This is a genomic window from Bradyrhizobium sp. USDA 4506 (assembly GCF_054058795.1).
In genome coordinates this window covers 4952686-4979011 of sequence record NZ_JBSSBM010000002.1, presented here as the reverse complement: position 1 = coordinate 4979011, position 26326 = coordinate 4952686, and the positions used below count along the sequence as shown (strand labels likewise).

The following is a 26326-nucleotide window of genomic DNA, read 5'->3' as shown; positions in this document are numbered from 1 at the left end:
GGCGAAACTGCTGGGGAAAGCGCGGCGCAGCATTGATCTGCATCAATGCCGCCGGCGGTTGATCCAGATCAAATCGGGGTTGATAGTGTCAAGCACCCAACCAAGCGGACACCCGAAGCCATGAGCATTGCCGAGCCACTGCAGGATTCGTGTGCAGGCGCGACGCGTTCCGACTGCAGGCACGGCCGCGCCACGAATGGCTGCGAGGACTGCAAGGTCAGGCTGTTCAGCGTCTGCGCTGCGCTGGAGCCGTCCGAGCTCGAGGAGCTCGACCGGATCAGCCAGGCAAAGCAGGTTCCGGCGCGAACGACGCTGTTCGAGCAGAGTGCGCTGGCGGGCAGCGTGTTCAATGTCACCGACGGGGTCGTGCGGCTCTACAAATCATTGCCCGACGGCCGCCGCCAGATCGTGGGTTTCGCGCTGCCGGGCGACTTCCTCGGACTTGCGCTGCAGGACCGCTACGGCGTCACCGCGGAGGCGGTCAACGACGTCGCGGTTTGCCGTTTCGTGCGATCGGCGTTCCTCGCCTATGTCGACGGCAAGCCGCATCTGCTGCGCCGCCTACATGAGTTCGCGGGGCACGAGTTGAGCCTGGCGCAGGACCAGATGTTGCTGCTCGGACGGCGCAGTGCCGAGGAAAAGATCGCTGCATTCTTGCTCCACATGCAGACGCGATACGCCCGGATCGGAAGCGTGTCTGTCACCGTGCCGCTGCCGATGAGCCGGCAGGACATCGCCGACTATCTCGGTCTCACCATCGAGACGGTGAGCCGCACGCTGACCCGCCTTGCGCGCGAGAAGGTGGTGTTGATCGTGCCCGATGGCGTGCGGCTGCTCGACCTCGAACGGCTCAAGCTGAGCGGCGCGAGCTGACGCTGCGGCGTCGGCTTTTGATCCAGCACAAGGCGATGCGCGCGCAGGCGCGCTAGGTCTCTCCATCACATGCAGGAGACGACCCATGCCTCTCGACACCATCCTCGTCATGATCGCGGTCACCGCGATGTTCGCCACCATTGCCGCCGTTATTGCTTGGGGCGACCGGCAGACGCGCGATCTGTGATACTGTCGCGTGATCAGAGCCATTCCGGTCCGATTGAATCGGAACGGGTCTCTGGATTGTTGTCTTGACGCGTTTTCGTCACGCGAACCGGTATCCACTTCGCCTGAAGACGCTCTATCTGATCGAGCCCTTGAAATTGTCGATGTCCGGCGAGGGGCGGGCGGGAAACAGCCGCGCGGTCGAGGAATTGTCGAGCCGGCGCTTGCATTTCGCTTCGTCGGCGTCCTTGTTCTCGGTGGTGCCGTCCTTGTTCGAGTAGCGCTTCTTCGCGAACAGATCGTCCTGCCGGTTGACGATCAGCATGGCATGGTCGCGCTCGAGCGTGTCCGCGTTCTTGCGCTGCTCGTCGGAGCGGAACGTGCCGCCGACGATCTTGCCCGTCATCTCGTAGTCGCAGCCGGCCTTCCAGTCGCCCTGGTCCCACTTCCATCCCGTCGCCTTCACGGCGCCGCTGCTCTCGGTGGTGATCTTGATGACGGCGTTATGGGCGAGCCAGATGCCGGCAAGCCCGCTGCGCTTGTCGTCAAAGCCTTCGAGCAGCGCCAGGCGTTCGCGCTGCAATCCGTCGACGTGGTCGCGGGCATCGACGGTGAAGTGAACCTGGGAGCTCTGCTTGTTCCAGGCCGGGTGCAGGAATTCGGGATATTGCTGCGTCTGGCTCTTCACCCAGCTGCGCTGGTCGTCGATCAGCGCGCGCCGCGTCGCCTCGTCGAGGTGCGGCTGCAATGCCTTCCAGGCGCGGTTCAGCCGCCGGTCGTTGTCGGCCAGATCAGGGTCGGCGCAGATTTCCTCGTCGGTCGCCGTCTCCGGCCTGGTGCAGTCGAAGGTCGGGACGACGAAGGCGGTGTCCGCCCGGTCGGATGCCGTATCCTTGCCGGCGGCAAAATAGCTGCCGGTGACCTGCCACATCGACGAGCAGTCGGCGACGCCGTTCCATTCCTCGTCATCGATGCTGCCGACGATCCGCAAGGTCTCGCCCTGGCGGCGGAGTTTGACTGACGGCGGCCTGGCGGGAGCGGCCGCAGCGTCGGCTTTCGGCTTGTCGGCCGCTGTGTCCGTATTGATCACCACGGTGCCGGCGAGCCAGCCATTCCCCGAAGGCTTCAGGTCGACGGTGAGCTTGCAGCTTCGCTTGCGGTCGCCGCCATAGTCGCCGCGCAGATCGGCGGCGAGGCGATAGGTGCCGCCGTCGGCCGGCGTCAGCGTGATGTTGCCGAAAGCATTGACCCAGTTGCCGGCGATGCCGGGACGGCCGGATGCCATTCCCTCAAGCGCGGCGGCGCGGCGCCGCAGGGCTTGCGCAAAGCTCTCCTTCAATTCGTCCGCGTCGCTATCGGCCAGCACCTCGGCGGCGTCGATGATCATCTCGTTGAACCAGGCCTGGTCGCGCTTCAAGAGCGGCTTGACGTTCGCCGGCATCCTGCCGAGCGCCGCGTCGAACACCCTGTCGATCTGCGTCACCAGCCTGTCGGTGCCGGCCTTCCTGCAGTCCGCGGTCTTGATCGTGCTGTCGCCGCTATCGCCGCACAGCCTGATCGCGGTCGGCGCGCTGCTCGATGCCCGCAGATCGTCGTCCATCGCAACGGACGGGCCGGACGCAAGGACCGCGATGGCCGCGGCGGCGGCCGCAAGCCGTGGAGAGCAAGGCATCGACGTCACCCGCACGGCCGCGCCATGCGGCCCCTGCGGCTTGGGTCGCCCGCCGCGCGCGCCGGGTTCAAAACGTCGGCGGCGTACAGGCCGAGATCACCTCGCACGGCTTGGCGCCGATGCAGCGGAAGCGGTGCGGGCGGCGGCTTTCGAAGTAATAGGCGTCGCCGGCGTTGAGCACCCGCCGCTCGTCGTCGACCGTGACCTCGAGCCGGCCCGAGACCACGATGCCGCCTTCCTCGCCCTCATGCACCAGCGGCACCCGGCCGGTGTCGCTGCCGGGCTCGTAGCGCTCCTTCAGGATCTGCAACGCCCGGCCGAACAGACTGTCGCCGATTTGCAGGTAGGAGATCGGCTTCTTGCCGATCTCGGTCAGTTCGTCGGCGCGATAGAACGCCTTGCGCGGCCGCTCCGGCTCGATCGCGAAGAATTCGGCGAGCCCCATCGGGATCCCGTCGAGGATGCGCTTGAGGGCGCCGACCGACGGGTTCATCTGGTTGGATTCGATCAGCGAAATCGTCGAATTGGTCACGCCGGAGCGCTTGGCGAGCTCGCGCTGCGACAGCTTGTGCCGCGCGCGGATGAATCGAAGCCGACCGCCGATGTCGACGCTCATGGCAGTCCCCTTGGCAAATTCCTGTTGCAGATGTTGCGGATCGAACAAATCTTGGCAGACCGCCTCAACAAGATCAATGGCTTGCGCTGCGGCAGAAAAGGACTTGTTGAGTGCCTGGAAGAGTGGTCCGACTAGCATCAGTCAGCAATGGAGCGCCGCCGTGACCGTTCATCAGATTCCGAACACCATCAAGACCGACTCGTTCTGGATGCCGTTCACGGCCAACCGGCAGTTCAAGAAGGCACCGCGGCTGTTCTCGTCCGCCAAGGGCATGTACTACACCTCGGTCGACGGCCGGCAGGTGATCGACGGCTCAGCCGGCCTGTGGTGCGTCAACGCCGGCCACGGCCGCCCGCAGATCGCGGCCGCGGTCGAGCGGCAGCTCTCGACGCTGGACTTCGCGCCCTCGTTCAACATGGGCCACCCGCTGGCGTTCGATTTTGCCGAGCGGCTTGCCGAGATCGCTCCGAAGGGGCTGGATCGCGTCTTCTTCACCAATTCGGGCTCTGAATCGGTCGATACCGCGCTGAAGATCGCGCTCGCCTATCACCGCGCCGCCGGCCAGCCGAGCCGCACCCGTTTGATCGGCCGCGAGCGCGGCTATCACGGCGTCGGCTTCGGCGGCATGTCGGTCGGCGGCATGGTCGCCAACCGCCGCCAGTTCGCGACCCATCTGCCCGGCGTCGACCACATCCGTCATACCCACGATCTCGCCCGCAACGCCTTCGCCAAGGACCAGCCGGAGCACGGCGCCGAGCTCGCCGACGACGTCGAGCGGATGGTGGCGCTGCATGGCGCCGACACCATCGCGGCGGTGATCGTCGAGCCGGTGCCGGGCTCGACCGCAGTGCTGCCGGCGCCGAAGGGCTATCTGCAGCGCCTGCGCGAGCTCTGCACCAAGCACGGCATCCTCCTGATCTTCGACGAGGTCATCACCGGCTTCGGCCGCCTCGGCACCCCGTTCGCCGCCAACTTCTACGGCGTGACGCCCGACATGATGACGACCGCGAAGGGCATCACCAACGGCACCGTGCCGTGCGGCGCGGTGTTCACCAGCCGCCAGATCCACGACGGGCTGATGGTTGGTCCGGACAACGCCATGGAGCTGTTCCACGGCTACACCTATTCGGCGCATCCGGTGGCCTGCGCGGCGGGTCTTGCCACGCTCGACATCTACAAGGACGAAGCTCTGCTGACCCGCGGCGCCTCGCTCGCCGACTACTGGCGCGATGCCCTGCATTCGCTGAAGGGCCTGCCGAACGTGGTCGACATCCGCAACCAGGGCCTGATGGGTGCGGTCGAAGTCGCGCCGCGCGATGGTGTCGTCGGCGCGCGCGGCTACGACATCATGGTCGATTGCTTCAACCGCGGCCTCTACTTCCGCATGAGCGGCGACTCGCTGGCGTTGTCGCCGCCTTTGATCGTCGAGAAGTCGCACATCGACGACATCGTCTCGATCCTCGGCGACTCCATCAAGCGCGTGGCCTGATAATTGCTAGCTAGATATTAGCTAGCTCTACAAATTGCTGTCGCCGTTGCGAAGCAGAGTGGTTTCGCAGCGGCGATTGCGTTTTCGCTGCAGGATGTGAGGAAAAGTGAAGGTCCTTGTTCTCGGCAGTGGCGTGATCGGCGTCACCTCTGCCTATTACCTTGCGCGCGCAGGCCACGAGGTCACGGTGATCGACCGTCAGCCGAAGCCCGCGCTGGAAACCTCCTTTGCCAATGCCGGCGAGGTGTCGCCGGGCTACTCGTCGCCCTGGGCCGGCCCCGGCGTGCCGGTCAAGGCGGTGAAGTGGCTGTTGATGAAGCACGGCCCGCTGGTGATCCGCCCCAAGCTCGATCCCGTGATGTGGCTCTGGCTCTTGAAGATGCTGCGCAACTGCACCACGTCGCGCTACGCGGTGAACAAGAGCCGGATGATCCCGATCGCGGAATACAGCCGCGACTGCCTGCAGGCGCTGCGCAGCGAGATCGGCATCCGCTATGACGAGCGTGCGCGCGGCACGCTGCAGCTGTTTCGCGAGCAGGCCCAGCTCGATCACACCGGCGACGACATCGCGGTGCTGAAGCAATACGGCGTGCCGTTCGAGGTGCTGGGCCGCGAGGGCTGCATCGCCGCCGAGCCCGCGCTGGCCGGCGTGAAGGAAAAGTTCGCCGGCGGGCTGCGGCTGCCGCATGACGAGACCGGCGACTGCCACATGTTCACGCAGGCCCTGGCGCTGGAAGCCGAGAAGCTCGGCGTGCGCTTCAACTTCAATGTCGGCATCGACGGACTGAATGCGGACACGACCCGGATCACCGGCGTCGCGACCAGCGCCGGAATGATGACGGCGGATGCCTATGTGCTGGCGCTCGGCAGCTATTCGCCGATCCTGCTGCGGCCGCTCGGCATCTCGCTGCCGGTCTATCCGGTCAAGGGCTATTCGATCACCGTTCCGATCAAGGACGCGTCCGGCGCGCCTGAATCGACCGTGATGGACGAGAGCTACAAGGTCGCGATCACCCGGCTCGGCGATCGCATTCGGGTCGGCGGCACCGCCGAGATCTCGGGCTATTCGACCAAGCTTTACGCCGCGCGGCGCGCGACGCTGGATCATTCGCTGACCGACCTGTTTCCGCGCGGCGGCGACCTTGCCAGGGCCACCTTCTGGTGCGGGCTGCGCCCGATGACGCCGGACGGCCCGCCGGTGATCGGCGCCACGCGCTTTGCCAATCTGCACCTCAACACCGGTCATGGCACGCTCGGCTGGACCATGGCCTGCGGCTCGGGCCGGGTGCTGGCGGACATGCTCTCGGGGAAGAAGCCCGAGATCGACACCAAGGAGCTGTCGATCAAGCGCTACGATGTCAGGTTCGGGTAGGCCGCATCGCCGTACGCGAGCTGCTGGCGCAAGATGAGTTTATTTTGAATCGTGCAACGGGCTCCGCTTCACCTCGCCCCGCGCGCGGGGAGAGGTCGGAACGCATCGTTAGATGCGTTCCGGGTGAGGGGGAATCTCCGCAAACGCGGCGGTCGCCGAATACGCTGAGACGGCCCCTCACCCCAACCCTCTCCCCGTAAGAACGGGGAGAGGGAGCGCAGCACCGTCGCGGCTGCGATTTTGCCCCAATCTCGTCACGCACTATTCGGCGGCGTTCTTCACGGGCGGTTCGGCATCGTCGTCTTTCTTCGTTGCCGTCCAGCTCGACAGCGCATTCGAGAATCGGTCGAGATAGAGATACACGACCGGCGTTGTGAACAGCGTGAGCGCCTGGCTCACGATCAGGCCGCCGACCATCGCATAGCCGAGCGGCTGACGGATTTCCGATCCCGTTCCGGTGCCGAGCATCAGCGGGACGCCGCCGAGCAAGGCTGCCATCGTCGTCATCATGATCGGGCGGAAACGCAGGATGGCTGCTTTCCGGATCGATTCACGCGGCGACAGATGCTCCTCGCGTTCGGCGGCGATCGCGAAATCGACCATCATGATGCCGTTCTTCTTCACGATCCCGATCAAGAGGATGATGCCGATCAGCGCGATCAGGCTGAAATCGAATCCGAACGCCATCAGGATCGCCAGCGCGCCGACCCCGGCCGATGGCAGCGTGGACAGGATCGTGAGCGGATGGATGTAGCTTTCATAGAGCACGCCGAGGATCAGGTAGACCACGACCAGCGCGGCCAGGATCAGCAGCGGCACCGAGCTCAGTGATTGCTGGAAGGCCTGCGCGGTGCCCTGGAAACTCGAGCTGAGCGTGGCTGGAGCACCGAGATCGGCGACGGCGTTCTGGATCGCATCGGTGGCCTGGCCGAGCGCCACCCCTTGCGCGAGGTTGAAGCTGATCGTGGTCGCAGGAAACTGTCCCTGGTGCGCGATCGCCAGCGGGCGCACCGGAATCGTGGTCCACTTGCAGAACACGGAGAGCGGCACCTCGTCCCCCGTGGTCGGCGACTTGATGTAGAGCCTGTTGAGCGTGTCGAGCTTGCCCTGCAATTCCGGGAGGATCTCCAGGATGACGTGATAGCTGTTGAGTTGGGTGAAGTATTGGGTCACCTGGCGCTGGCCGAACGCGTCGTACAGCGTGTCGTCGATCAATTGCGGCTGGATGCCGAAGCGCGACGCGGTGTCGCGATCGATGGTCAGCGTCAGCGTCGTTCCCTCGGTCTGCTGGTCGGTGGCGACGTCGCGCAGTTCCGGCAGCGTCTTCATCCTGGCCAGAATCTTCGGCGCCCATTCGTTCAGCTCGTCGAGCTTTGCATCCTGCAGCGTGTATTCGAACTGCGTCCGCGTGGCGCGGCCGCCCAGCCGGACGTCCTGGGACGCCTGCATGTAGAGACGTGCTCCCTCGACCGCCTCGAGCTTCGGCCGCAGCCGCGCGATGATCTGCTGCGCATTCGCGTCGCGCTCCTCGCGCGGCTTCAGCGTGATGTACATGCGACCCGAATTCAGCGCGGTACCGCCGCCGCCGATGAACTCGGCCATGCTCTCCACCGCGGGATCGGCCCGAACGATCCTGCTGAGTTCTTCCTGGTGCCGCTCCATGTCGGCGAAAGAGATATCCTGGGCCATCTCCGACACCGCGTTCAGGAAGCCATTGTCCTGTTGCGGAAAGAATCCCTTCGGAATGATCACGAACAGATAGAGCGACAGTGCGACCGTGGCGAAGAAGATGCAGAGCGTGGTCCGGCTCCAGCTCAGCGCTCGATCAAGCCCTCGCTCATAGGCATGCAGCATCCTGTCGAATGCCGCCTCGCTCCATTGGTAGAGCCGGCCGTGCCTGGTTTCTCCATGCGCGCGCAGGAAGCGCGATGCCATCATCGGCGTCAGCGTCAGCGACACCACCAGGGAGACGAAGATCGCCATCGCCAGGGTCACCGCGAATTCGCGGAACAGTCGGCCGATCACGCCACCCATCAGCAGCAGCGGGATCAGCACCGCGATCAACGAGATACTGATGGACAGGATGGTAAACCCGATCTCGCCGGCGCCCTGCAATGCCGCGGCGAGCGGCCGCGCGCGCCCTGCTCGACGTATCGCGTGATGTTTTCCAGCATCACGATGGCATCGTCGACCACGAAGCCGACGGCGATCGTCAGTGCCATCAGCGAAAGGTTGTCGAGCGTGTAGCCGAACACCCACATCAGCGCGCAGGCGCCGAGCAGCGCGAGCGGCACGGTCACGGCGGGAATCACCGTCGCCCAGAAGCTGCGCAGGAACAGGAAGATCACCATGACGACCAGAACGATGGTGATGAGCAGCGTGATCTGCACGTCCTCGACCGCGGCGCGGATCGTCAATGTCCGGTCGCTGATGATCTTGATCTTGATGGCGGGCGGAATCGCGGCGACGAGCCTTGGAAGCTGCTCCTTGATCCTGTCGACCGTTCCGATGACGTTGGCGCCGGGTTGCTTGAAGATGACGAGGAACACGCCGCGTTTGCCGTCCGCCCAGGCGACCCGCTTCATGTCCTCCGACCCGGCGACGGCCTGGCCGATGTCGCGAATCCGCAACGGGCCGCCGTTGCGGTAGGCGATGATCACGTCATTCCAGTCCTTGGCATCCAGCAACTGATCGTTGGCGTAGATCGTGTAGGCACGGCTCGTGCCGTCGATGTTGCCCTTCGGACTGTCGACCGTCGTGATCGCGATCTGGCCGCGGATATCTTCCAGCGAGAGCCCCTTGGCGACCAGCTTGGCGGGATCGATCTGCACGCGGATCGAAGGCTTCTGCTGCCCGCCGATGAACACCTGGGCGACGCCCGAGATCTGACTGATCTGCTGCCCGAGCTGGGCGTCGACCGCGTCGCTCACGGTGATGAGGGGCAGGGTGTCCGAGGTCGCCGACAGCAGCAGGATCGGCGAGTCCGCCGGGTTGACCTTGCGATAGGTCGGCGGCGTCGGCAGGTTCTTGGGCAACTGGCCACCTGCGGCATTGATCGCCGCCTGGATGTCATTGGCGGCGCCGTCGATGCTGCGGTTCAGATCGAACTGAATGGTGACTGCGGTCGACCCGAGCGAACTCGTCGAGGTCATCTGGGCAATGCCCGGAATCTGCGCGAATTGCCGCTCCAGCGGCTGCGCAACCGAGGAGGCCATGGTTTCCGGGCTGGCGCCGGGCAGGCTTGCGGAGATCTGGATGGTCGGAAAGTCGACTTGCGGCAGCGGCGCGACCGGCAACAGGGGATAGGCGACCATTCCGACGAACAGAATGCCGGCCATCAGCAGCGAGGTGCCGATCGGGTAGCGGATAAACCGAGATGAGATGCTCTCGTTCATTTCTGCGATCCAAATGAACGGCAGGCGCATCTTTTCCCGAAGGTCGGGAGTCGTCCTCGAAAGCTCGAGCGCGAACGCGCGTTTTCCTCGCCATGGCCAATCGGCAGATCGCGGAGCTGCCTCCGCGTCTACCTGTTTTTTGCCAGCATAATCATTCCGGGGCATGCCGCGCGAATGGAAACGTCGGATCGCACATTCGACGTTCGTTCAATGGCCGGAATTCGCGTGCCGTTATCGCCGTTTGGGAAGCGTCAAAAATGTCGCTGGCGCAGAATATATCGTGGGACGACATATTATTGCGCGCGCGGTTGGCTCGACGCCACGAGGGGGCGTCATGATTGTTCAGGCGCCGCTTGTCCGGTGCAACTTGCTCGTGCAGTGGTCCTAGGCGATGTCGAACTCGTCCTGCATCCTGGTCACGATGTCGCGAAGTTCTTTTTCCTTCGCCTCGTCCAGCGCCGTCTCGCGGGTGCCGCCGAGATCCCAGCTCGGCGTATAGCCCTTAAGCCGGATCAGCTTCAGGCCAGTGACACCGGATCGTCTTTCCAGCTCGGCCGTGATCTCGTGCTGCATTTGAAGCGTCTTCATCGCGCATCTCCGGGAACGCTATCCCGCTCAACAGGACAGCCAGCATCATGTTCCTCGCGAGCCCGCGCCGGATGTGTGTCCCGCCGTGCGGGAACGTGCGCCGTGCGGTCCACGTTGCTTCCGGCCGAACCAGGAAAGGATATCACATGAAGAAACTGGCAACGATCGGATTGGCTGCGGCCATGATACTGTCGACATCGCTCGCCTTCGCGCAGGGTGGCGGCGGTGGTGGGGGCGGCGCCGGTGGCGGATCGGCCGGAGGCGCGAGTGCAGGCGCGGGGCCTGGAAGCTCCGGCGCAGGAACCGGCACCGGCGGCACCACCGGGATGGGAACAGGCTCGGGAATGAGCAATCCGCCCGGCAGCACGACCGGGAACATGAACAACCCAGGCACCTCGACGCCGAACTACTGGACCGACCCAAACAACAATTCGGCGACCGGGACTGGGACATCGAACCTGCCCGGCAACAACAGCGGAACGCGGACCAATCCGCGATGATCCGAAAGCCCCGCCTCAGCGCGGGGTCTTTCATTACGGGCGCGATGGGCCAATGAAAGAGCCCGGCACGATGGCCGGGCTGGATCGCGAATATGAACAGATATGTATGTACCAGGCTTGGCAATGCGACGATCTAACCGAATGCCAACCCGATCGTCTGTGCACTTTAGCACACTTGCGCGGCCACCGTGCTCAGCGACCGCCGTCATCGCATCCGGGCGCAGGCCTATGCGGCTCGTATGCCGTAGAGCCCGCAGCGCTCTCGAATTCATATCCCGCCCTGAAGATATTGAGCCCGACGCAGACGCTCTCGCGTGCAGGCCAGACTGTTGAGGTTCGGCCGCGAGCGCGGCAGCGAACCGAAAGGTGATGTCATGTCTTCGCTTCAGATTGCTATCGGCGACCGGATCATCGAGCCGATGATCGCGCTTGCCGGCTGCACGACGCAACAGCGCATCGTCGTGGCCGGCACGAGGAGCATGGAATTGATGTTCGAGCTACAGCGGCGCGGCTACGCGCGCGCGGCGGCGTCGGGCAATTGCGGCCGCCCCGCCGGTCAGTACGACGTTGCGCTGGTCGATTGGCGGCGGCGCACGCTTCTCTCGCTCGAGCCGGCGCTGGACTGGTTGACGAATGTCCTTAGCGCCCGTGCGGTGCTGGTGGTGTGGGTCGATGCCCAGAAGTCCTCGGCCAACCAAAGCCTGCGGGCGTCGCTGGAGCGGCGCGGCTTCGTCGTCGAACAGGGCATCGTGCATCAGTACGGCTGCGCGCTGTCGGCACGGAGGTCGCAAGCCCATCCGCTGCAGCTGGCGGCCTGACGCGCTGAACGCGGCTATCGCGAAGGGAAATCGCCATGTCCAAGGTGCGACGCGCCGTGATCCGCGAATGGATGTTGCTGGCGCGCGAGAAACGGCAATCCAGCGAGCAGGCGGCCGCCTTTGCAACGGCGGCGCTGCAGCGGCACGACCTGCCGCGCAGCAGCCGGCGAACACCGCATGAAATCATCATGCGGTGGCTGCGGCCACGCACCGGACGTCCTTGAGCGGTGGCCGCCGCCATCGTGGGGCGGGCGGCAATCAACAGCAGAGCGATCGATGCGTGCCCATGAGTTTGAGCTGCCCCCGCATGCGCCTCGCGGCGCGGAGGATATTGTTGCCGAAATCGCGAGGTCAACGTCCGACGCTGCGGCCCGCAGCGCCGCGGCGCTCGCGCTGGTGTATTGCGACATCATCGCGGGCGAGGGACCCACGGTGGCCGGCCGGGCGCATTTCTCGCGAACGATCGACGCCGCCGACGCCGCGCTATGTGCGCGCATCCTCTGTGCCGCCGGTCGCGCCGGACATTCGGTCAGTCGCGCCGAAGCCGACGCGCTGTTCGCGATCGATGCGGTCGGGAGCGAACGGGTCGATGACGGACGTTTCGACGACCTGCTTGCCAAGGCGGTGCTGCATCATCTGATGGGCGCCGCCGGCACAACCATTCCCGGCCGCGAGCAGGCGCTGGCCCGCGACAATCCGCTGGATGACTGGGGGGCGGCGATCGTGCTGGCTGCGGAACCGCGATCCTGGCTCGCCGGTCATCTTGACTGGATGAAGCCGTCATCCCCCGCCGCGCGCACCATCGATGCGGTGCTTCATGTCAATCCGGCAGGACCCCGGCTGCCGCTCGGCATCCTCTTCAACATGGAGGCCTGAACAAGCATAGCCCGTTGAGCCAACGGGTCGCGCGATGGCCCGCCGATGACAGGCTCCGCGACATCCGGGGCGGTCGGTCCCGCATGTCGCTGCTCTCATGCGGGCTACGATGGGTAAGGTCAGCGCGACGGCTTTGGGTTGGCTTTCTTCGCAGGCTTTGCCGTTGTGCCGACCGGCTGCACCCGCAAGCCGTCCACGAACACATCCAACAGCCTGAGCGCGGTGGTCTGCCAGCCGGGCTGGTCGTGCATGTAGCACATGCCGATCAGCGCCCGCAGCACGTCCTCGGCGCTGATGTCGCCGCGGATCGCGCCGGCCGCGACCGCGCGCGCGAGCAGGGTGCCGATCGCCCTGGTCAGGCGGTCGAACGAATAGGCGTGCAATTCGGTCGAGCCGTGCGCGACCAGCGCCAGTGCCGCGACCATGCCCTTCTTGGTGGCGACGAATTCCACATTGGCGCGCAGCCAGCGGCGCAGCGCCTCGACCGGCTCGGGGGCGCATTGCAGCTGCTCGGCCAGATCGCCGAGCTGCTCGACCTCGCGGCGATAGACCGCCTCGTAGAGCGCCTCGCGGGTCGGAAAGTGGCGATAGAGCGTGCCGATGCCGACGCCGGCATGGCGCGCCACCGCCTCGAGACTCGCCTCGCTGCCGCCGGCCGAGAACACGGCCTTGGCCGCTTCCAGCACGCGCTCGCGGTTGCGCACGGCGTCGGCGCGGGGCTTGCGTGCAATTTCTGGTGATCGACCGGCCATCGCTTTTTCTTTTCACCCTCCCTTGTAAACGGAGGATGCCTCCGTATATGGCGACCAGCACCGGACCTGACAAGGCGCGCCGATCCTGCATCGGCGGCCACGGGCTTCCGTTGCCTCGATTCAAACCGACCATACACGGATCGGAGCCCTGCATGAATCTCCCACTCAGCCTCACTATCAACGGTGTCCGCCGGGAAATTGCCCTCGACGACCCCCGCGTAACCCTGCTCGACCTGTTGCGCGAGCGGCTCGACCTCACCGGTACCAAGAAGGGATGCGACCGCGGCCAGTGCGGCGCGTGCACCGTCCTGATCGACGGCCGCCGCATCAATTCCTGCCTCGCGCTTGCCGTCAGCCATGACGGCGCCGAGATCACAACCATCGAAGGCGTCGCGCGCGGCGACCAGCTGCATCCGGTGCAGGCCGCCTTCATCGCCCATGACGGCTTCCAGTGCGGCTTCTGCACGCCGGGCCAGATCATGAGCGGCATCGGCCTGATCCAGGAAGGCCAGGCCGGCGATGATCCGGAGCGCGTGCGGGAATGCATGAGCGGCAATCTGTGCCGCTGCGGGGCCTATCAAGGAATCACCGAGGCCGTGCTCGAGGCGCAGGCCGACATTAACGCGACCAAGCAGAGGCGCTCCGCATGATGAACTTCGATTATGTCAGGCCGGCCAGCGTCGCGGACGCGGTCGCGGCGGCATCCGAGAAGGGCGCGAGCTATCTCGCCTCCGGCACCAATCTGCTCGACCTGATGAAGGGTGGCGTCAGCCGGCCGAGCCTCCTCGTCGACGTCACGCGTCTGCCGGGGCTCGACCGCATCGAGCATCTGGCCGACGGCGGCTTGCGGATCGGCGCGCTGGTGCGCAATGCCGATCTCGCGCATGACGCTGAGTTCGCGCGCAGCTATCCGGCGGTCGCCGAGGCGTTGCTGTCGGGCGCGTCCGCCCAGCTGCGCAATGCCGCGACCGTCGGCGGCAATCTGATGCAGCGGACGCGCTGTGCCTATTTCTACGACGCCGGCAGCGCCTGCAACCGGCGCTGGCCGGGCGCCGGCTGCGACGCGCTGAAGGGCGAGAACCGCCTGCACGCGGTGCTCGGCTGGAGCGAGGGCTGCATCGCCACCCATCCGTCGGATTTCTGCGTGCCGCTGGTCGCGTTCGACGCCGTCGTCGAGATCGAGGGCAAGACCGGCCGGCGCGAGCTGCCGCTGGAGGCGCTGCACCGTCTGCCGGGCGAGACGCCGGAGCGCGAGACCGCGCTGGAGCGCGGCGACCTGATCGTCGCGCTGCGGCTGCCGGCCGAAGCGCAAGGCTTCTCCGGGCATGCGCGCTACATCAAGGTGCGCGAGCGCACGTCCTATGCGTTCGCCGTGGTCTCGGCCGCGGCCGGCTTGCGCATCGAGGATGGAAAAATCTGCGAGGCGCGGCTGGCGCTCGGCGGCGTCGCGGCAAAGCCGTGGCGGGCGCGCGAGGCCGAGCAGGTGCTCGTGGGCGCCGCACCGGACGCGGCGACCTACCGCGAGGCGGCGCGCGCCGCGCTCGCCGATGCAAGGCCGTCTGGCGACAACGCCTTCAAGATCGAGCTCGCGCAGCGCATCGTCGTGCGCGCGCTCACCCTTGCTGCCGCAGGCACGCCGGACCGGATTCCCGCGCTGCCGGGCTCTCCCTTCTCATCCGTTGCAGGAGCGTAACGCATGACGGCTGAACTCAATCTGACCCGCGACCCCGCCCATCTCAGGCACGGCTCGAATATCGGCCAGCCGCTGACCCGCACCGACGGCCCGCTGAAGGTGACCGGCAAGGCCCGCTATGCCGCCGACAATCATCCGCCCGGCATGGTCTATGCCGTGATCGCGACCAGCTGCATCGCGCGCGGCCGCGTCACCGCGCTCGACGTCGCTGCCGCCAAGCGCCACCCCGGCGTCATCGACGTGATGACGCCGGCGCACAAGCCGGAGCTCGCGGAGGACCCGGATGCCAAGGGCAATCCGTTCGCCTTCCGCATGGAGCTCTTGCAGAGCGACGAGGTGCGCTACGCCAACCAGGCGATCGCGGTCGTGATCGCCGAGACGCTGGAGGCCGCCACCGAAGGCGCCGCGCTGCTGTCGCCGCGCTATCAGGTCGAGATCGCGCGTGTCGGTCTCGACGCCGGCGAAGCCTACACGCCGCCGGTGGTCGGCATCGGTAATCCCGCCGAAGTCCGGCACGGCGATATCGATGCCGGCCTTGCCGCTGCGTCGAAGCGGATCGACGCAACTTACGAGACGCCCGCGCAGTACCACAACGCGATGGAGCCGCACGCGATCGTCGCGGTGTGGGACGGCGATCGCCTGTTCCTCGACACGCCGAGCCAAGGCATGGCGATGGCGCAGATGCGGATCGGCGGCCTGTTCGGCATTCCGCCCGGCAACATCCACATCAACAGCCCGTTCCTCGGCGGCGGCTTCGGCTCCAAGGGCCTGGTCTCCGGGCCGCAGGTGCTCGGCGTCATGGCGGCGAAACTGGTCGGACGTCCGGTCAAGCTGGTGCTGCGGCGGAGCCAGATGTACGGCCCGGTCGGCCATCGTCCGCAGACCCGCCAGCGCATCCGGATCGGCACTGGTGACAACGGCCTGCTGACCGCACTTGATCACGAGGCGCGCGTCACGACGTCGAGCTTCGACGATTTCTACGAGCCTGCGGCGGACGCCTCGCACACGCTCTATGCCAGCCCGGCGATCCGCACCGCGCATGAGGCGGTGCGCGTCGACACCGGCACGCCGCTGTTCATGCGCGCGCCGGGCGAGGCCACCGGATCGATCGCGCTGGAAAGCGCGGTCGACGAGGCGGCGTTCGCCTGCGGCATCGATCCCCTGGAATTCCGGCTGAAGAACTATGCCGAGGTCGAGCCGACCACCGGCAAGCCGTTTTCCTCCAAAGCGCTGCGGCAGTGCTACGCCAAGGCCGCCGAACGTTTCGGCTGGGCGGGGCGTCCGCTGCAGCCAAGGCAGATGCGTGACGAGAACGGCTTTCTGGTCGGATGGGGCATGGGCACCGCGACATTCCCGGCGCTGATGTTCCAGGGCAATGCCCGGGCCGTGATCCGCGCCGACGGACGTGGCGTGATGGAGAGCGGCGCGCATGACATGGGGCAGGGCGCCTGGACCGCGCTCACGCAAATCTCGGCCGATGCGCTGGCGCTTGATCTCGAGCAGATCTCGTTCCTGTCGGGCACGTCGGACCTGCCGGATGCCGGCATCGCCGGCGGCTCCGCGCACACCGCAACGGTCGGTGCCGCGATCCACAATGCCGGTGCGGCGGTGATCGTAAAACTCGCCGAGCTTGCGACCTCCGATGAGCGCTCGCCGCTGTTCGGCGCCGGCAATGCCGGCGTGGTGGCGCGGGCCGGGCGGCTCCATCGCCGCGACGATGATGCGCGCAGCGAAAGCTACGCCGAGATCCTGGCGCGCGCCGGCGTTGCCGAGGTCGAGGCCTCCGGCACGGGTGCGGCCGATCCGGCGGCGCAATCGCAATATGCGATGCACGCGCATGGCGCTGTCTTTGCCGAGGTGAAGGTTGATCCGGAGCTCGGCCAGATCCGCGCCACGCGGCTGGTCGGCGCGTTCGCCGCAGGGCGCATCATCAATCCGTTGATGGTGCAGAGCCAGCTGCGCGGCGGCATGATCTGGGGCCTTTCCTTCGCGCTGCACGAGGAGGCGGTGATGGACAAGCGGTCCGGCCGCATCCTGAATGCCAACCTTGCCGAGTATCATGTGCCCGTGAATGCCGACGTGCCGCCGATGGAGGTGATCACGGTCGACGAGCACGATCCCCATGTGAACCCGCTCGGCATCAAGGGCGTCGGCGAGATCGGCATCACCGGCAGCGCCGGCGCCGTTGCCAACGCCGTCTTCCACGCCACCGGCATCCGCGTGCGGAATTTCCCGATCAAGATCGAGGAAGTGGTGACGGGGTTGAGGTGATGCGGCTCGACGTGAGGGCTCCGTAATAACAGGTGTCGTCCCGGCGAAAGCCGGGACCCATAACCACGAATGTGAGTTATGGCAGGACGCTGGGGCCGCTTCCCCTTCGACAATCAAGATTGGTGGTAATGGGTCCCGGCCTTCGCCGGGACGACGCTGGATGGTTTTCGCCGGGACGACGGCGGAGGGAGATGGGCCGTCACCCCGCCGCCGTCACGCAATTCACCCACAGCACCACGGCCTTCGCATCGCGCGCGGGATTGGAGAACCGGTGCGGCCTCCGGCTCGCGAATCTGAAGCTGTCGCCTTGCTTCAGAGTCCAGGTCTCCGTGTCCACCGTCAGCGTCATCTCGCCCTGGAGCACGAGGCCGGCCTCTTCGCCGTCATGGGTATAGAACTCGTCGCCGGTGTTGCCGCCGGGCTCGAGATGCACCAGGAACAGGTTGAGCCGGCTCTCGCTGCCGGCCGGGCTCAGCAGCTGCTTTGAAATTCCCGTGCGCCACAGCTTCAGCTCGGCGCGCTGCACCTCGCGGGTCACGATGCCGCCGGCGCCGTCATCCCTGGGCGTCGCGCCGAACAGCGCGGCGATGCCGACGCCGAGTACGTCGGCCAATGTCGCCAGCACGCGCAGCGAGGGCGACGACAGGCCGCGCTCGATCTGGCTGATGAAGCCGATCGACAAATCGGTGCGCGCGGCGACCACCTCCAGCGACATTTCCTTGCTGCGGCGCAGGTCGCGGATGCGGCGTCCGACCGCGAGATCCATCGCCGGCTCCGCCGGCTTGCCGGCCGGTTTCTTCACCGGTTTCCTGGCCGGTTTCTTGGCCGCGCGGCGTGCCGTTGCGGGCTTCGCTGCCGCGCCTTTACGCATTCTCTTGCCGCCGCTCACGTCAGTCCGCTTCCTTCATGTGCATGAAAACCGCTTGCATTGGCCGCGGTTTCGTGACCACAATTTCATATTGGTGAAAATAGGCCGGAACGGCGTCGACCGCAACCAAAAGCCCGAAACGCGCGGGCGATGCGGCGCCAAGGCCAGCTTCGGGAGGTGTTGCGATGTCGTTTCAGCGTCTCGTCCAGGCCGCGGTGGCGGCGCTTGCCCTTGCCTTGAGCGCGCCGTCAGGGGCGCAGCAGGTGCTGAAGGTCGGCTCGACCCCGACCGGCATTCCCTTCACCTTCCTCGACACCAAGACCAATTCGATCCAGGGTATCATGGTCGATCTCGCCACCGAGATCGGCAAGGATGCCGGCTTTACCGTGCAGATCGAGCCGATGCAGTTCTCGGCGCTGATCCCTTCGCTGACCGCGAACAAGATCGACATCATTGCCGCCGCGATGTTCGCCACCGCCGCGCGCAAGGAGGTGATCGACTTCTCCGAGCCGGTCTACACCTATGGTGAAGGTTTGGTGGTGCCGAAGGCCGACACCAAGGCCTATGCCTCGCAGGAGGATCTGAAGGGCACCGTGGTCGGCGCCCAGGTCGGCACGGCGTTCGTCGATGCGCTGAAGAAAACCGGGCTGTTCAGCGAGGTCAAGGTCTACGATACCATTCCCGACATCCTGCGCGACGTGAATGCCGGCCGCCTCAAGGCCGGCTTCGCCGACTATCCGATCCTCGCCTACAATCTGCAGCAGGGCAATTTCGCCGACGTGCGGCTGGTCGACGGCTACAAGCCAGTCACCGTCGGCACGGTCGCGATCGGCGTCCGCAAGAGCGACACGGAGCTGCTCGCGAAGATCAACGCCTCGCTGGCCAAGCTGAAGGCCAACGGCACGATCGCAAAGATCCTGGAAAAGTGGGGCCAGAAGGCCGGCGGGTCGTGAAAGCCATTGCGTCGAGGGGCCTTTAGGTGACCCGTCATCCTGAGGAGCGGCGTCTTCGCCGCGTCTCGAAGGATGCACGGCCCGGCTGGTGGCCGTCGACCCTTCGAGACGCGCTACGCGCTCCTCAGGGTGACGGGAACAATATTCGAGCGTGTGTCGGGACGGGATAAATTTAGCCGATGCAAAAATTCTTCCATGACGCCGTCGAGTTCGTGCCGATCCTGCTGCAGGGTGTCTGGCTGACCATCGTCGTCACCGTCGGCTCACTGTTGCTGTCGACGGTGCTTGGGCTGGTGTGGGCCTTGATGCGGGTGTCCGGGATCGGCTTCCTGGTCGGCCTCAGCGCCTCGTTGATCAACGTGATCCGCGGCATCCCGATCATCGTGCTGCTGTTCTACATCTATTTCGTGATGCCCGATTTCGGCATCGCGCTGTCGGCGCTGCAGGCCGCGATCATCGGGCTCGGCATCGCCTATTCGGCCTATCAGGCGGAAAATTTCCGCGCCGGCATCGAGGCGATCGACAAGGGGCAGATCGAGGCGGCGCAGACCATCGGGATGGGCTGGTGGCTCACCATGCGCCGCGTGGTGCTGCCGCAGGCGGTCAGGATCATCCTGCCGCCCTACGGCAACATCATGATCATGATGCTGAAGGATTCCTCGCAGGCGTCCACCATCACGGTCGCCGAACTGGCGCTGCAGGGCAAGCTGATCGCATCCTCGACCTTCAAGAACACCAGCGTGTTCACGCTGGTGGCGCTGATGTACCTCACCATGAGCATCCCGCTCATCCTGCTGGTTCGGCACTTCGAGAACAAGGCGAACCGCAAATGATCGAGCTCCGCGACGTCCACAAGAGTTTCGGCAAGGTCGAGGTGCTGAAGGGCATCACCGCCTCCGTCGCCAGGAGCGAGGTGGTCTGCATCATCGGCCCGTCCGGCTCTGGCAAGTCGACCATCCTGCGCTGCATCAACGGGCTCGAGAGCTACGATCGCGGCGAGATCAGCGTCGAGGGTGCGCGCGTCGACAGCAATGACCGCTCGATCGTGGCGATCCGCACCCAGGTCTCGATGGTGTTCCAGCGCTTCAACCTGTTCCCGCATCGCACCGCGCTCGAGAACGTCATCGAGGGGCCGCTTTATGTGAAGAAGGAGCCGCGCGAGCAGGCGATCGCCCGCGGCCGCGCGCTGCTCGCGCAGGTCGGGCTCGCCGACAAGGCGGAGGTGCATCCGCCAAAACTCTCCGGCGGCCAGCAGCAGCGCGTCGCGATCGCGCGGGCGCTGGCGATGCAGCCGAAGGCGATCCTGTTCGACGAGCCGACCTCCGCGCTCGATCCGGAGCTGGTCGGCGAGGTGCTGTCGGTGATGCGCAAGCTCGCCGACGACGGCATGACCATGGTCGTCGTCACCCACGAAGTGGGCTTTGCCCGCGACGTCGCCGACCGCGTGCTGTTCATCGACGGCGGTGTCATCGTCGAGCAGGGCGCCGCCAAATCCGTCCTCAATCAACCCCAGCACCCGCGCACCCAGGATTTCCTCCGCCGCGTGCTGCATCCGCTGTGATCAGGTCACCTGCAATGAACGCGCCTATTCGCCTGAAGCTGCCACCGAGCCTCTATGCCGACACCGCGGTGCAGGCGACGCCGACGCCTCAGCTCACAGCGGACAAGAGCGTACCGGTCGCGATCATCGGCGGCGGCTTCACCGGCCTGTCGACCGCGCTGCACCTCGCCGAGCAGGGCGTGCTGGCGACCGTGCTCGAAGCGCAGGAGCCGGGCTGGGGCGCCTCGGGCAACAATGGCGGGCAGACCAATCCGGGACTGAAACACGACCCGGATCAGATCGAGCAGGATTTCGGCGCCGATCTCGGCCGCCGCATGATCGAATTCTCCTACGGCACCACCAACTTCACGCATGACTTGATCCGCCGCTACCAGATTCCCTGCGAGGCCAGGCAGAACGGCACGCTGCGCGCCGCCTACAACGAAGCCAGCGCAGCGGCGATCGAGACCACGGCAAAGCAATGCATCCGGCGCGGCATGCCGGTAAAGCTGCTCGACGCCGCCGAGATGCGCCAGATGACCGGCAGCGACCGTTACCTCTGCGCCATGCTGGATGCGCGCGGCGGCGACCTGCATCCGCTGAGCTATGCCCGCGGGCTTGCGCGCGCCGCGATCGGGGCCGGCGTCGCCGTCCATGGCGAGACCCCGGCGCTGCGGCTGCGCCGCGACGGCGGCCGCTGGCGGATCGAGACGCCGCGCGCGGTCGTGCTCGCCGACAAGGTGCTGCTCGCGACCAACGGCTTTACCGACGATCTCTGGCCGGCGCTTCGCCGCAGCATCGTGCCGGTGTTCTCGTCGATCGCGGCGACCGCGCCGCTGTCCGAGGCGATCGCCCGCGCGATCATGCCGACCCGGCCGGTGCTCTACGAAAGCGGCCACATCACGGTCTATTACCGCATCGACCAGCACAACCGGCTCTTGATGGGCGGCCGCGGCCCGATGCGCTGGATCAGCAAGCCGGCCGACGTCGCCTATCTGATCCGCTACGCCGAGCGGCTATGGCCGCAGCTCAAGGGCGTCAGCTGGACCCACGGCTGGAACAGCCGTCTTGCCATCACCGCCGATCACTACCCGCATGTCCATGAGCCCGCGGAGAATTTGCTGATCTCGCTCGGCTGCAACGGCCGCGGCGTCGCGCTCTCGACCGCGATGGGCGCACAGCTGGCGCGCCGGCTGATCGGCGGCCCCAAGGCCGAGATCGACATGCCCGTGACCGGTATCAAACCGATCCCGATGCACGCCTTCTGGCGGGTCGGCGTCACCACGGCCGTGCTGACCGGCCGGGTGCGGGACTACCTCGGTGTGTGAGGCATTTAACACAATTACAGAATGTGCTGGGCTAATCTCGCGCGTCGGATATATTCGCAGTCTTTACTGGAAGGCTGTTCATGCAGTGCGAGCGATGCGGCCGCGCAAACCGGGCTGGCAACGATTATTGTGAAGATTGCGGTGCGCCATTAGGCCTCAAATGTGACTCCTGTCAGCATGTGAATGGGCCCTCCAGCCGCTTCTGCGGCCGCTGCGGGACCGCGCTCGCCGCGGGCAGCGTCCGTCCCGACGCGCCATCGCAGCGGCTGCTCCGTTCGCTCAGCACCAAGGGCGGCGAACGCAAGAACCTCACTCTGCTGTTTGCCGATATCCGCAACTCGACCAATCTGATCGACAGCCTCGGCGATCCCGAACTCGGGATGCGGCGCCTCGAGCCGGTGCTCGACCTGATGAAGGAAGCCGTCCACCGCTACGACGGCATCGTCAACAAGATCCAGGGCGACGGCGTCATGGCGCTGTTCGGCGCGCCGCCGCGCCCGCATGAAGATCATGCGGTCCGCGGCTGTCTCGCCGCGCTCGCCATGCAGGATTCGGTGGCCAGGCTCGCCGATCCCGGCATGCAGATCCGGGTCGGGCTGCACACCGGCGAAGTCGTCGTTCAAACGGTGGAAAACACAATCTATCAGACCTACGACGCCGCCGGCGCCAACGTCCATATCGCCAACCGGATGGAGCAGATGGCGGATGAGGGCGCCATCCTCATCACGCGGGACACCTATCTCGGCGCCAGGCAATTCGTCGAGGTCACGCCGCTCGGCATGCAGACCATTCGCGGCATCTCCTCGCCGGTGGAGGTCTTCAGGCTGACCGGGCTGCTCAGCGCGCCCGCCAGCGACGTTTTCCGCAGCGGCCGCCGCCTGACCTCGATGGTCAACCGGACCGAGCAGATGGCGGCGTTGGAGCATGAGCTGTCGCGTGCAGTTGGCGGCGACGGCCGGGTCGTCGGCATGGTCGGCGACGCCGGCATCGGCAAGAGCCGGCTCTGCTTCGAGTTCGCCGAAAACTGCCGCCGCAAGGGCATTCGCGTCTATGAGGCCCGCGTGCTGGCGCATGGCCGCGCAACACCGTTCCAGCCCGTGCTCGAGCTGTTGCGCGACATCTTCGGCATCCGCGCCAAGGAGCCGATCGAGACATCCCGGCGCCGCGTCATCGACCGTTTTGCCGAGATGGCCGCGTCGGAGCAGGAATTGCTGGTGCTGCTCGAATTCCTCGGCCTTGCCGATCCGGAGCATCCGGCCCCGAAGCTCGATCCGCGTGCGCTGCGGCTGCAACTGCTCGATCTCGTTCGAACGCTGGTGCATGCGCGCCCCGGCGACACGCCGGCGGTCGTCATGATCGAGGACCTGCACTGGATCGACGCCGCGAGCGAGGAGTTCGTCGAGACGCTGGTCGATGCCATCGTCGGCACCGCGACGTTGCTGGTGGTCAATTTCAGGCCGGGCTTCACGGCACCTTTCATGCAGCGTTCGCACTACCGTCAGATCGCAATACCGCCGCTGCCGTGGTCCGATTCGAACGAGCTGCTGCGCGAGCATTTCGGCAGGCATCCCTCGCTGGCCTCGCTGAGCAGCAACGTCATCGAACGCGCGCAGGGCAATCCGTTCTTCATCGAGGAGCTTGCCAACACCGTCGTGGAGCGCGGCAATGTCGAGGGCGAACGCGGCAACTACCGGCTCAAGCATGGCGTCGATGCGGTGCCGCTGCCCGCGACGGTGCAGGCCGTCGTGGCCGCCCGCATCGATCACCTCGAGGATATCGCCAAGCAGGTGCTCGAGACGGCGGCGGTGATCGGCCGGCTGGTCGCGATGTCGGTGCTGCGTCCGGTCGCGGCGTTGCCGAACGACGATTTGCAGAACGCCATCGCGCAGCTGCGCCAGGCCGAGCTGCTGTACGACCTGCCGCCCTACGACAAGGGACTGCTGGCGTTTCGCCATCCATTGATCCAGGAGGTCGCCTACGCAACGCAGTTGCGGTCGCGGCTGACCACGCTGCATGCGACCGTCGCCAAGGCGATCGAGGGCTTCGACTGGGGCAAGCTCGACGAGTTTGCCGGGCTGCTCGCCTATCACTACGAGGCCGCGGGCCAGCCGCTGGAGGCGGTCACCCATTTGCAGCGTGCGGCGCGCTGGATCGGCAAGACCAACTCCGCCGAGGCAATGAAGAGCTGGAAAAAGGTTCGCGCCCTGCTGCAGGACCAGCCCCCGTCCGAATATGTCGACCGGCTGCGGGCGATGTCGAGCGGCCAGATCCTCAACTTCGGCTGGCGTGAGGGCATGTCCGCCGAAGAGGTCAAGCCCTACGCCGAAGAGGCGATCAAATACGCACGCGCGGCGGACCCGGTGCACGAGCCGATCCTGCTCGGCGCCTACGGCAGGATCCTGGCCGCTACCGCGGCCGCCGACGACTATGTCAATCTCGTGCAGGACGCCTTGAAGCTCACTTCCGGCACCGGGGACGTCGGACGGTTTGCGACGGTCAATGCGATGCTGAGCCAGGCGTTCTTCCTGTCGGGCCGTCTTGCCGAGGCGCTCGACGCCGGGCAGGTGGCGGTTGCCGCGATTGCCGAGCAGGGCGGTTTTCACAACAACGTCACACTCGGCCTCAACCCGAACCAGATTCTCGGCTTCGACGTCGAGCACTGGATCAGGTGTCTCGGCACCAGAATTCTGGTGCGGCTCGGCCGGTTCGACGAAGCCGAACGGCGGATCGCCGAGGTGCTGCGGGCCGAGCCGGAGCGCTTCGCCGCCGTCGTGCAGTTCATTCCGCATTTTGCGATGGTGGAGATGGGCTGGAGCCGCGGCCGGCCGGAACTGGCCAAGCCGCATGCGGCGAGGATCGCCGAACTGGCCGAGCAGTCCGGCACGCCCTATCTGCGGGTCGCGGCGCTCGCCAGCGCCGGCCTCGCCAGCGGCGCCGCGGGCGATTTCAAGGTTGCCGCCGCCCAGCTTCAGGAAGCGATCGACTTTGCGCGCTCTGCGCGAGCCGGCCTCGAATTCGAGGCGCGCATGCTGGCGGATCTGGCCGAGGCGCTCTATCGCGCCGCCGACCACCATGCGGCCCTGCAAGCGGTGGACGAGGCGCTGATGGTCGCGCGGCGAAGGACCGATCGCGTCGCCGAACTGCACGCGACCGTGCTGCGCGGCCTGATCATCTGCGCCTTGGGCAGCACGTCACATGAGGAGCTTGACGAGATTGTCGGCGGCGCTCAGAATCTGCTCGATGTCTCGGGGGCAGTCTATTTCACGCCACAACTCGATCAGCTTCGATTGCATCTTGAGCGACGCTAGACGCGACGATTTTTCATTTCTGGAAACAAGGTACTGAGGGGGTTTTAATGGGACGGATGATTCAAGACGATACGACGCGCGATGTCCTTGATCTGCTGAACAAGCGGTTTGGTCCCGGCGGGATCATGGAGATGGTGGAGCTGCAAAAGGAGTTCGACATCTTCTCTCCCAATCATCCCCTCGAACAGTCGTTCCGGCTGATCGGGATCGAGCCGGCCGACCGGGTCGAGCGGAAGCGCTGGTATACTTTCCTCGGCACGCTGAAGGACTATCCTTCCGATCAGCCCAATGTGAGCGGATACAAGCGGGTGGTCCAGGCGTTCCGGCAGGCGCTCACGCAGGGTCCGTATCTGCCGGTGCTCGTTAGCGTTCACGCCATGAAGGAAAATCCGAAGGTGACGTTTGCAGCCGATGGCCATACGCCGCTGATCTATTCGACCCAGTCGTATCGGATTCTGTCGATCCCGACCAAGCCAAGCCAGGTCGCCCGCAAGGAGCTTGCTGCGATGGCGAAGCAGCGGCGGGCCAAAGCCAAGAAATGAGCAAGACGTGAGCATCGCAGCGGAGACCGCAGGTGTCGGCGCCGAAGGCGACCGGGCGCGGTTCTCCGACCTCTATGCCGATGTCGAATCCTACTACAGCGCGCGGGTCGCCAAATACGGCGCCACCCCGCGCGGAGTGGACTGGTCCTGCCGGGCCACCCAGGACCTTCGCTTCGTCCAGTTGCTGAAGCTCTGCGACTTCTCCGCACCGTTCAGCCTGAACGACATCGGCTGCGGATACGGCGCGCTGTGCGCCTATCTCGCAAGGCGCCATCCGCAAGCGGAGATCGACTATCTCGGGATCGATCTGTCGCTCGCCATGATCAGCCGCGCGCGCCGCCGTTTCTCGGCGCCGGGGCGCCGCTTCAAGGTCGGCAAGGGCAGCCTGCGTCGCGCGACCTATTCGGTCGCGAGCGGCATCATGAATGTCGATGTCGGCGGCTGCCGCCGATCCTGGGAGGCATTTGTCGCCGGGATGCTGGCCGACCTGCGCCGCGCCAGCCTGCGCGGCTTCAGCGTCAACTTCGTCACCGGCGGGACGGACGGCACGGCGGCCGCCGATGCGTCGCCGGTGCAGCTCTATTGCACCAGCCCCGAGCCGTGGATCGATTATTGCGAACGCGAGCTTGGCTGCACCGTCGAGACGATCGACGGCTACGGACTGAACGAAGTCACCCTGCTGGCGCGATGTAGGGATCGCTGATCGG

22 protein-coding genes and 1 pseudogene are annotated in these 26326 nt (G+C 65.9%); 17 read left to right on the top strand and 6 right to left on the bottom strand.

Annotation, left to right across the window (positions count from 1 at the left end):
* The first annotated feature begins 120 nt into the window (after positions 1 to 120).
* Positions 121 to 873, top strand: a complete 753-nt coding sequence (locus ACVIHF_RS25780; protein WP_057015183.1) for a Crp/Fnr family transcriptional regulator — start codon at positions 121 to 123, stop codon at positions 871 to 873.
* Positions 874 to 1174: 301 nt separating this feature from the next.
* Here the strand turns inward: ACVIHF_RS25780 and ACVIHF_RS25775 are convergent, their stop codons facing one another.
* Together ACVIHF_RS25775 and ACVIHF_RS25770 are read right to left on the bottom strand one after the other, a co-directional pair.
* A complete protein-coding gene (locus ACVIHF_RS25775) occupies positions 1175 to 2710 on the bottom strand; it encodes a lysozyme inhibitor LprI family protein (protein ID WP_456792737.1) in 1536 nt (511 codons plus the stop codon).
* Positions 2711 to 2777: 67 nt separating this feature from the next.
* Positions 2778 to 3326 (bottom strand): cupin domain-containing protein, encoded by a 549-nt coding sequence (locus ACVIHF_RS25770; RefSeq protein ID WP_018273259.1) that lies wholly within the window; start codon positions 3324 to 3326, stop codon positions 2778 to 2780.
* 160 nt (positions 3327 to 3486) lie between these two features.
* Between ACVIHF_RS25770 and ACVIHF_RS25765 the strand changes: the two genes are divergently transcribed.
* Both ACVIHF_RS25765 and ACVIHF_RS25760 read left to right on the top strand, forming a co-directional pair.
* Positions 3487 to 4815: an aspartate aminotransferase family protein gene (locus ACVIHF_RS25765; protein ID WP_035631725.1), complete on the top strand. Its 1329-nt coding sequence runs from the start codon at positions 3487 to 3489 to the stop codon at positions 4813 to 4815.
* A 106-nt stretch (positions 4816 to 4921) separates the two neighbouring features.
* Entirely contained in the window at positions 4922 to 6187 is a 1266-nt protein-coding gene (locus ACVIHF_RS25760; protein ID WP_456792736.1) for a D-amino acid dehydrogenase, read from the top strand.
* Between the two features lie 261 nt (positions 6188 to 6448).
* Here ACVIHF_RS25760 and ACVIHF_RS25755 read toward each other — a convergent pair.
* Both ACVIHF_RS25755 and ACVIHF_RS25750 read right to left on the bottom strand, forming a co-directional pair.
* A pseudogene (locus ACVIHF_RS25755) lies at positions 6449 to 9582 on the bottom strand (multidrug efflux RND transporter permease subunit).
* 384 nt (positions 9583 to 9966) lie between these two features.
* Positions 9967 to 10170 (bottom strand): hypothetical protein, encoded by a 204-nt coding sequence (locus ACVIHF_RS25750; RefSeq protein WP_016844551.1) that lies wholly within the window; start codon positions 10168 to 10170, stop codon positions 9967 to 9969.
* A gap of 146 nt (positions 10171 to 10316) precedes the next feature.
* Between ACVIHF_RS25750 and ACVIHF_RS25745 the strand changes: the two genes are divergently transcribed.
* The 4 genes from ACVIHF_RS25745 (at position 10317) to ACVIHF_RS25730 (ending at position 12364) form a co-directional block, all read left to right on the top strand.
* On the top strand, positions 10317 to 10670 hold the full coding sequence (locus ACVIHF_RS25745) for a hypothetical protein (RefSeq protein ID WP_456792735.1): 354 nt from the start codon (positions 10317 to 10319) through the stop codon (positions 10668 to 10670).
* 329 nt (positions 10671 to 10999) lie between these two features.
* Positions 11000 to 11488, top strand: a complete 489-nt coding sequence (locus tag ACVIHF_RS25740) for a hypothetical protein (protein ID WP_456792734.1) — start codon at positions 11000 to 11002, stop codon at positions 11486 to 11488.
* Between the two features lie 35 nt (positions 11489 to 11523).
* Positions 11524 to 11712, top strand: a complete 189-nt coding sequence (locus ACVIHF_RS25735) for a hypothetical protein (protein ID WP_253607316.1) — start codon at positions 11524 to 11526, stop codon at positions 11710 to 11712.
* Between the two features lie 52 nt (positions 11713 to 11764).
* The gene (locus tag ACVIHF_RS25730; protein WP_456792733.1) at positions 11765 to 12364 is read left to right on the top strand and encodes a hypothetical protein; all 600 of its coding nucleotides are present in this window, start codon (positions 11765 to 11767) and stop codon (positions 12362 to 12364) included.
* Positions 12365 to 12483: 119 nt separating this feature from the next.
* Here ACVIHF_RS25730 and ACVIHF_RS25725 read toward each other — a convergent pair whose 3' ends face one another.
* Entirely contained in the window at positions 12484 to 13116 is a 633-nt protein-coding gene (locus ACVIHF_RS25725) for a TetR/AcrR family transcriptional regulator (RefSeq protein ID WP_253607318.1), read from the bottom strand.
* Positions 13117 to 13268: 152 nt separating this feature from the next.
* On the opposite strand from ACVIHF_RS25725, the gene ACVIHF_RS25720 reads away from it, so the two are divergent.
* From ACVIHF_RS25720 to ACVIHF_RS25710, 3 genes are read left to right on the top strand one after another with little or no spacing between them, the layout of a single operon-like run.
* Entirely contained in the window at positions 13269 to 13766 is a 498-nt protein-coding gene (locus ACVIHF_RS25720) for a (2Fe-2S)-binding protein (RefSeq protein WP_456792732.1), read from the top strand.
* Entirely contained in the window at positions 13763 to 14809 is a 1047-nt protein-coding gene (locus ACVIHF_RS25715; protein ID WP_456792731.1) for an FAD binding domain-containing protein, read from the top strand. The genes ACVIHF_RS25720 and ACVIHF_RS25715 overlap by 4 nt, the downstream gene beginning before the upstream one ends.
* A 3-nt stretch (positions 14810 to 14812) precedes the next feature.
* A complete protein-coding gene (locus ACVIHF_RS25710) occupies positions 14813 to 17080 on the top strand; it encodes a xanthine dehydrogenase family protein molybdopterin-binding subunit (protein ID WP_456792730.1) in 2268 nt (755 codons plus the stop codon).
* A 199-nt stretch (positions 17081 to 17279) separates the two neighbouring features.
* Here the strand turns inward: ACVIHF_RS25710 and ACVIHF_RS25705 are convergent, their stop codons facing one another.
* Complete coding sequence (locus ACVIHF_RS25705; protein ID WP_456792729.1) at positions 17280 to 17951, bottom strand: cupin domain-containing protein; 672 nt, start codon at positions 17949 to 17951, stop codon at positions 17280 to 17282.
* A gap of 182 nt (positions 17952 to 18133) precedes the next feature.
* Between ACVIHF_RS25705 and ACVIHF_RS25700 the strand changes: the two genes are divergently transcribed.
* The 7 genes from ACVIHF_RS25700 (at position 18134) to ACVIHF_RS25670 (ending at position 26322) form a co-directional block, all read left to right on the top strand.
* The gene (locus ACVIHF_RS25700; protein WP_456792728.1) at positions 18134 to 18901 is read left to right on the top strand and encodes an ABC transporter substrate-binding protein; all 768 of its coding nucleotides are present in this window, start codon (positions 18134 to 18136) and stop codon (positions 18899 to 18901) included.
* Positions 18902 to 19080: 179 nt separating this feature from the next.
* Entirely contained in the window at positions 19081 to 19734 is a 654-nt protein-coding gene (locus ACVIHF_RS25695; RefSeq protein ID WP_229191948.1) for an amino acid ABC transporter permease, read from the top strand.
* Positions 19731 to 20462 carry an amino acid ABC transporter ATP-binding protein gene (locus ACVIHF_RS25690; RefSeq protein WP_456792727.1) on the top strand — a complete coding sequence of 244 codons (732 nt, stop codon included), beginning with the start codon at positions 19731 to 19733 and terminating at the stop codon, positions 20460 to 20462. Before ACVIHF_RS25695 ends, ACVIHF_RS25690 begins: the two co-directional genes overlap by 4 nt.
* 14 nt (positions 20463 to 20476) lie before the next feature.
* Entirely contained in the window at positions 20477 to 21769 is a 1293-nt protein-coding gene (locus ACVIHF_RS25685; RefSeq protein WP_456792726.1) for an NAD(P)/FAD-dependent oxidoreductase, read from the top strand.
* Between the two features lie 80 nt (positions 21770 to 21849).
* Positions 21850 to 25077: an adenylate/guanylate cyclase domain-containing protein gene (locus ACVIHF_RS25680; RefSeq protein WP_456792725.1), complete on the top strand. Its 3228-nt coding sequence runs from the start codon at positions 21850 to 21852 to the stop codon at positions 25075 to 25077.
* Between the two features lie 47 nt (positions 25078 to 25124).
* Positions 25125 to 25619: a hypothetical protein gene (locus ACVIHF_RS25675; protein ID WP_456792724.1), complete on the top strand. Its 495-nt coding sequence runs from the start codon at positions 25125 to 25127 to the stop codon at positions 25617 to 25619.
* A gap of 7 nt (positions 25620 to 25626) precedes the next feature.
* Positions 25627 to 26322, top strand: a complete 696-nt coding sequence (locus ACVIHF_RS25670; RefSeq protein ID WP_456792723.1) for a class I SAM-dependent methyltransferase — start codon at positions 25627 to 25629, stop codon at positions 26320 to 26322.
* Positions 26323 to 26326: the final 4 nt, after the last annotated feature.

Bases quoted from the DNA above. Each gene is read 5' to 3' on its own strand.
- ACVIHF_RS25780 (WP_057015183.1), top strand. From the start codon at position 121: ATGAGCATTGCCGAGCCACTGCAGGATTCGTGTGCAGGCGCGACGCGT.
- ACVIHF_RS25775 (WP_456792737.1), bottom strand. From the start codon at position 2,710: ATGCCTTGCTCTCCACGGCTTGCGGCCGCCGCCGCGGCCATCGCGGTC.
- ACVIHF_RS25770 (WP_018273259.1), bottom strand. From the start codon at position 3,326: ATGAGCGTCGACATCGGCGGTCGGCTTCGATTCATCCGCGCGCGGCAC.
- ACVIHF_RS25750 (WP_016844551.1), bottom strand. From the start codon at position 10,170: ATGAAGACGCTTCAAATGCAGCACGAGATCACGGCCGAGCTGGAAAGA.
- ACVIHF_RS25745 (WP_456792735.1), top strand. From the start codon at position 10,317: ATGAAGAAACTGGCAACGATCGGATTGGCTGCGGCCATGATACTGTCG.
- ACVIHF_RS25735 (WP_253607316.1), top strand. From the start codon at position 11,524: ATGTCCAAGGTGCGACGCGCCGTGATCCGCGAATGGATGTTGCTGGCG.
- ACVIHF_RS25730 (WP_456792733.1), top strand. From the start codon at position 11,765: ATGCGTGCCCATGAGTTTGAGCTGCCCCCGCATGCGCCTCGCGGCGCG.
- ACVIHF_RS25725 (WP_253607318.1), bottom strand. From the start codon at position 13,116: ATGGCCGGTCGATCACCAGAAATTGCACGCAAGCCCCGCGCCGACGCC.
- ACVIHF_RS25720 (WP_456792732.1), top strand. From the start codon at position 13,269: ATGAATCTCCCACTCAGCCTCACTATCAACGGTGTCCGCCGGGAAATT.
- ACVIHF_RS25715 (WP_456792731.1), top strand. From the start codon at position 13,763: ATGATGAACTTCGATTATGTCAGGCCGGCCAGCGTCGCGGACGCGGTC.
- ACVIHF_RS25710 (WP_456792730.1), top strand. From the start codon at position 14,813: ATGACGGCTGAACTCAATCTGACCCGCGACCCCGCCCATCTCAGGCAC.
- ACVIHF_RS25705 (WP_456792729.1), bottom strand. From the start codon at position 17,951: ATGCGTAAAGGCGCGGCAGCGAAGCCCGCAACGGCACGCCGCGCGGCC.
- ACVIHF_RS25700 (WP_456792728.1), top strand. From the start codon at position 18,134: ATGTCGTTTCAGCGTCTCGTCCAGGCCGCGGTGGCGGCGCTTGCCCTT.
- ACVIHF_RS25695 (WP_229191948.1), top strand. From the start codon at position 19,081: ATGCAAAAATTCTTCCATGACGCCGTCGAGTTCGTGCCGATCCTGCTG.
- ACVIHF_RS25690 (WP_456792727.1), top strand. From the start codon at position 19,731: ATGATCGAGCTCCGCGACGTCCACAAGAGTTTCGGCAAGGTCGAGGTG.
- ACVIHF_RS25685 (WP_456792726.1), top strand. From the start codon at position 20,477: ATGAACGCGCCTATTCGCCTGAAGCTGCCACCGAGCCTCTATGCCGAC.
- ACVIHF_RS25680 (WP_456792725.1), top strand. From the start codon at position 21,850: ATGCAGTGCGAGCGATGCGGCCGCGCAAACCGGGCTGGCAACGATTAT.
- ACVIHF_RS25675 (WP_456792724.1), top strand. From the start codon at position 25,125: ATGGGACGGATGATTCAAGACGATACGACGCGCGATGTCCTTGATCTG.